We start from the raw sequence: 5,550 nt of genomic DNA, 5'->3' as shown, positions 1-5,550 counted from the left end.
CGTTCCCACGGAGACCGTGGGAACGATGGGAATATCAAGCCTTTCATGATGTGTGCCTAATCCACCCCACGGGTTATTTTAAAAACACCGTCGCCAATCCCAGGAAGATAAAGAACCCCATGCCGTCGGTCATGGCCGTGAGCAACACGCTGGTGCCCACCGCCGGGTCCATGTCCAGCCGATTGCGGACCAGCGGTATCGCCAGTCCCATGATGGCGGCCACCACCAGATTCAACAGGGTGGCGCTCGCCATCACCAGCCCAAGTTCCACATCTCGGTACAGCCCATAGGCCAGCAGGCCCAGCACCGAACCCCACATCAGGCCGTTGAGGAGACCGATGCCCAATTCCTTGATAATCAGCCGCCGGACATTGCCGGGATTAATCAGCCCCAGCGCCAGGGAGCGGACGATGAGCATACTGGTCTGGTTGCCGGTGTTGCCGCCGATGCCCGCCACGATGGGCATGAGCGAGGCCAGCGCGACGATCTGGACGATGGTGTCCTCGAAAATGCCGATGACGCGGGTGCTGGCGAAAGCGGTGACGAGATTGATCGCCAGCCAGAACCAGCGGTTCTTGGCGCTCTTCCACACGCCGGAGAACAGGTCTTCTTCCTCCAGCAAGCCCGCCTCGGCCAGCCGTTCCTCGTCGGATTTCTCGCGGATGTGGTCCACGATGGCGTCGATGCCCAACCGGCCTTGCAGCCGGTGTTCCCGGTCCACCACCGGCGCGGAGAACAGGTCGTAACGCTGGAAGGCGCGGGCGGCGTCCTCGGCGTCGTCGTCGATATGGAAGTACACCAAGTCCTTCGCCATGATCTCGGACACCGGCTTGTCCGGGTTGTTGGTCAACAGGCGCTTGAGGGGCAGCACGCCCTTCAGCACGTTGTCCTCGTCCACCACGAACAGCTTGTCGGTATGCTCGGGCAAGTCGCCGCGCCGCCGCAGATAACGCAGCACCACGCCCAGGGTGATGTCCTCGCGGATGGCGACCATGCCGAAATCCATCAAGGCCGCCACGGTGTCCTCCTCGGACGCCAGCACCGATTGGAGCCGCTGGCGGTTCTGGTCGTTGAGGTTCTCCAGCAGCTCCTGCAACACCTCTTCCGGCAGGTCCGGCGCGAGGTCGGCGATTTCGTCGGTGTCCAGTTGCTCGGTGGCGGACAGCAACTCCTCGGTGTTCATGTCCGAGATCAGCGTCTCGCGCACCGCGTCGGACACGCCCAAGAGGATCGGCCCGTCCTGATCCGGCTCCACCAAGCTCCACACCACCAGGCGCTGCTCTAGCGGCAGGGCTTCCAGGATGTAGGCGATGTCGGCGGAGTGCAGCGCGTCCAGTTTTTGCTTGAGCGCCGCCTGATAGCGCTTGTGCAGCAGCGTTTCCACCAAGTCGTGGTGGGGCATGGCCTGATGCTGGACGATGGTCTCCTCAAGCTTCTGCTTGCGCAGCAACTCGATCACCTCTTGGAGGTGCTGCTGCAAATGCTCTTCGGGAGAGGTGGTGATCGGTTCGGCCAGGGGCATGGGTTCATCCGTTCGGCTGATTCGGTGGAACGAGCCGCCGCCGCGTGGGCGCCGGGAGGGGCGGTCGGTCGGGCGAGGCGTCCGGCCCCGCCCGACCCTATCAAAGCGCCATGACGATCTCGGGACAGGCCGTCAGGTCTTGATAAATCGCGTCGAGCTGGGCCTTGCTTTGGGCCTGGATGGTCACTGTGACCGAGGTGTATTTGCCGCCCTTGCTGGGGCGGCTGGCGACGGCGCCTTCGCCCAGATGGGGCGCGTGGCGGCGGACGATGGCCACCACCAAGCCATCGAAACCCTCGCGGCTGTGGCCGAACGCCTTGATGGGAAACTCGCTGGGGAACTTGAGCGGGGTTTCTTCGGGGCTGGCGGTGGTCATGGGGTTCTCCTGGTGGGTCATACAGCCATAATTAGGATGGGGTGAAGCGCAGCGGAACCCATCGTGCATTGGTGACATCGGCATGATGGGTTCCGCGAAGCTCCACCCATCCTATAACTATGGGCGATAGGGTTTAAACCGAGCTTGGAGCCTCCCGCAAGCCCTGCTTATAGGCTTGGTAATAGCCTTGCATCTTCTGCCAGACCGGGCCGGGCTTGCCATGGCTGACGGGCGCGCCGTCCAGTTCGATGACCGGCAGGATTTCGCGGGTGGAGCTGGTCATCCAGATTTCGTCGGCGGCTTGCAGTTCTTCCAGGCGGAAATTGCGTTCCTCGGCGGGGATGCCATGGACCGGCGCCAGTTCCAGCACCAAATCGCGGGTGATGCCGGGCAGGATTTCATGGCCCTTGGGCGGCGTGATGACCACGCCATCCTTCACGATGAAGATATTGCTGGCCGCGCCTTCCGTGACCCAGCCGTCCCGCACCAGGATGGCTTCCGCCGCGCCCCGGTCCACCGCCTCCTGCCGCAGCAGCACGTTGGACAGGAGGGTGATGGCCTTGATGTGGCACCAGTGCCAGCGGATGTCGGGCACGGTGACGGTGCGGATGCCCTCCGCCGGAATCGGCGCGATGGGCGAACACATCACGAACACCGTGGGTTCGATCTCCGGCGGGATGGCGTGGTCGCGCTTGGAGGCCGCGCCGCGTGTCACCTGCAAATAGATGTACTGGTCGCCGGGTCCGTCGATCAGCCGGGTGAAAATGTCGGCCCATTCGCCATCGGACAGGGGCGACACCATGCGGATGCCTTCAAGACTCCGGTCCAGCCGCCGCAAATGCTCGTCCAGCCGGAACGCCCTCCCGCCATACACCGGGATGACTTCGTACACGCCGTCCCCGAATAAGAAGCCCCGGTCCAGCACCGGCACCTTGGCCTCGCTCAGCGGAAGGTACGTGCCGTTCAGGTAAACCGGGTTCGTGTTTTGTGCCATGCGCTTGCCGCTCCTAAATCCTATTTCTTGAACATCATCAGCACCCGATCATACAGGCGCCGGAAAATCCCGCCTTCTTCCACCGCCTGCAACGCCACGAGGTCTTGCTGAGCGGCCACTTCGTTGTTGTACATGACCTTGACCACGCCCAGCTTGTCGCCCTGTTTGACAGGGGCGGTGGCGTCGGTGCCGATCTCCATCCCGGCCTTGAGGTTGGCGTACTGACCCCGGGGGAACGTCACCGCGAAGTCCTGCCTCAAGCCCGCGGGGGCTTTGGATTCCGCGCCTTTCCACACCCGTGCCTCGGCCAGCTTCTCGTTGGCTTTATAGAGCTGGCGGGTCTCGTAGAAACGGAAGCCGTAATTGAGCAAGGCTTGGTTGGAATTGGCCCGCTCGTTGTCGCTTTTCGTCCCCAGCACCACCGAAACCAGCCGCATCCCGTCCCGCATGGCGGAGGTCACCAAGCAATAACCCGCGCCCTCGGTGTGGCCGGTCTTCACGCCGTCCACGGTGGGGTCGCGCCACAACAGCTTGTTGCGGTTGATCTGCTTGATGTTGTTGAACATGAACTCCTTGATGGCGTGCCATTTATAGTATTCCGGGAACTCCGCGATCATGGCGCGGGTCAGGACGGCGAGGTCGCGGGCCGTGGCGTAATGCTCCGGGTCGGGCAGGCCCATGCTGTTCTTGTAGTGGGTGTTGGTCATGCCCAGCCGCTTGGCGTTCTCGTTCATCATCTGGGCGAACACCGCCTCGTCCCCGGCGATATGCTCGGCCAGCGCCACGCTGGCGTCGTTGCCCGACTGCACGATCATCCCCTTGAGCAGATTCTCCACCGCGATCTTCGCGCCGACCTGGGCGAACATGCGGGAGCCTTCCGTGCGCCACGCCTTCTCGCTCACCGTCACCATGTCGTCCAGGTGCAGATTGCCCTTGGCAAGCTCCCGGAAGGTCACGTAGGCGGTCATGATCTTGGTCAGGCTGGCGGGTTCGAGTTTCTGGTCCGCGTTGTTCTCGGCCAGCACTCGCCCGCTGTTGAAGTCCATCAGGATATGGGCTTTCGCGCCAACCTCCGGCGCGGCGGGGATGACCGGCGCGTCGGCGGCCAGGCCGGTGCGGACGAAAAGAAACAGGGCTAGTAAGCAAAATGGAATGAACGGGCTTGATTTCACGGCGGTGGGCCTGCGGGCGGGTTCGGGAAAAAATGGGGCGCATTGTAGCACGCGGGGGCGGGCGGAAATTTGGCGACAAACCGTTTCAAATCCGCCACCTACGGGATTTGCGCTGTAGATTCCGATGCCGGGAGGCTTAGTCGGGCATGAGTACATGCCCGACCTACGGCAGGCTCAGCGGCCTGTCGCCAAGGCCCGGCTCACCTCATACGCCGCCATGGCGTACAGCGGGCTGTGGTTGTAGCGCATGATGGCGGAGAAGTTCTGAAACGCGACCCAATAGGCCGGGCCGGATTCGCCGTCCAATTGCACCAGCGCCCCCTTGGGATTGCCGGGCACGGCCTCGGTGGGCGTCACGCCCAGCGAGGCCAGTTCGGCGAGGCTGCGAGACGGCTTGGGGTTCTTGCTCGCCAAGCCCTGCCAGCCGGAACCGCTGACGAAGGCGGGCACCGCGATGGGTTCGCCGGTGCGCCAGCCGTTCTTGGCGAAGTAATAGGCCACGCTGGCGATGGCGTCGGCGGGGTTGTTCCAGATGTCCCGGCGACCATCGCCATCGCCATCCGCCGCCAGCTTGCGGTAGCTGGACGGCATGAACTGCGGCATTCCCATCGCGCCCGCGTAGGAGCCGAGCGGACTCAGATAATCCATGCCTTCCTCCCGGCACAGCAGCAGGAATTGCTCCAGTTCGCCGCGGAAGAACGCCGCCCGCTTCGGATAGGCGAAGGCCAGCGTGGACAGCGAGTCGATGACTTTGTACTTGCCGGGCCGCTGGCCGTAGCTGCTCTCGATGCCGATGATGGCCGTGATGATCTCGGGCGAGACGCCATAGCGGGCCTCGGCCCGGGCGAGGGCGTCGGCGTGCTGGGCCTTGAAGTCCAGCCCGCCCTGGATGCGCTTGTCGGTCAGGAACAGCTTGCGGTAGGTGTGCCAAGGCTTGGCCTCGAAGGGCTTGCCCATGGCGTCCAGGATGGCGGGCTGGATGGCCGCTTGGTCGAAGGCGCGGAGCAATTCGCGGCTATCGAAGCCATGCTTGCGGCTCATCTCGCCGACGAAGGCGCGGACATCGGCCCGGTCGGCGATGCCGGGTTGAACCGGGGTTTCCGGCTCGGGCGCGGCGGGGTTGGCCGGGGCCGCTGGATTCGCGGGCTGATTCGCCGACGGCTTGGCCGGGGGCGGGCTGCTGGGCGTATGGGAGGTGCAGGCGCTCAGTAAGACGGCGGCGGCGAGCAGGGTCAGGGTGCGGTATGACATGGGGTGATGGCCGGGTTGGGGAGTGGGCTGAATGGCGACAGCATAGCCAAGCCAACCCGGCCTGTCAGCGTTGGATTGCGGGTGGGCGACGTTTTTTGCGGGCGTGAATCCGGCGATTCGTAGGGTGGGTTAGGCGCACGCCACGAGAAATCTAATATCCCCGTCGGTGTGGGTTACGGCGCACGGCAAACTCAATATCGGTGGCGTGGCTTGCCGGATGTGCGCCTAACCCACC

Annotated in this window: 5 protein-coding genes; all 5 read right to left on the bottom strand. The window is 63.9% G+C overall.

The features are described 5' to 3' along the window. Positions 1-73: 73 nt before the first annotated feature. The 5 genes from mgtE to mltB all read right to left on the bottom strand — a co-directional run bounded on the left by mgtE (position 74) and on the right by mltB (position 5,315). Positions 74-1,522 carry a magnesium transporter gene (gene mgtE, locus ACXWUF_RS17550; protein ID WP_458495911.1) on the bottom strand — a complete coding sequence of 483 codons (1,449 nt, stop codon included), beginning with the start codon at positions 1,520-1,522 and terminating at the stop codon, positions 74-76. A gap of 100 nt (positions 1,523-1,622) precedes the next feature. Continuing rightward, entirely contained in the window at positions 1,623-1,898 is a 276-nt protein-coding gene (locus ACXWUF_RS17545) for a YbeD family protein (RefSeq protein ID WP_458495910.1), read from the bottom strand. A 133-nt stretch (positions 1,899-2,031) separates the two neighbouring features. Further along, positions 2,032-2,892, bottom strand: a complete 861-nt coding sequence (locus ACXWUF_RS17540) for a D-amino acid aminotransferase (protein WP_458495909.1) — start codon at positions 2,890-2,892, stop codon at positions 2,032-2,034. Positions 2,893-2,912: 20 nt separating this feature from the next. After that, positions 2,913-4,064: a D-alanyl-D-alanine carboxypeptidase family protein gene (locus ACXWUF_RS17535; protein ID WP_458495908.1), complete on the bottom strand. Its 1,152-nt coding sequence runs from the start codon at positions 4,062-4,064 to the stop codon at positions 2,913-2,915. 174 nt (positions 4,065-4,238) lie between these two features. Beyond that, positions 4,239-5,315: a lytic murein transglycosylase B gene (gene mltB, locus ACXWUF_RS17530; RefSeq protein ID WP_458495907.1), complete on the bottom strand. Its 1,077-nt coding sequence runs from the start codon at positions 5,313-5,315 to the stop codon at positions 4,239-4,241. Positions 5,316-5,550 lie beyond the last annotated feature (235 nt).

Source organism: Methylomagnum sp. (assembly GCF_054333355.1).
This window is presented reverse-complemented; position numbering and strand designations above follow the sequence as displayed.

Excerpts from the sequence above, each read along its gene's own strand:
- mgtE (WP_458495911.1), bottom strand. The coding sequence starts at position 1,522 with ATGCCCCTGGCCGAACCGATCACCACCTCTCCCGAAGAGCATTTGCAG.
- ACXWUF_RS17540 (WP_458495909.1), bottom strand. The coding sequence starts at position 2,892 with ATGGCACAAAACACGAACCCGGTTTACCTGAACGGCACGTACCTTCCG.
- mltB (WP_458495907.1), bottom strand. The coding sequence starts at position 5,315 with ATGTCATACCGCACCCTGACCCTGCTCGCCGCCGCCGTCTTACTGAGC.
- ACXWUF_RS17545 (WP_458495910.1), bottom strand. The coding sequence starts at position 1,898 with ATGACCACCGCCAGCCCCGAAGAAACCCCGCTCAAGTTCCCCAGCGAG.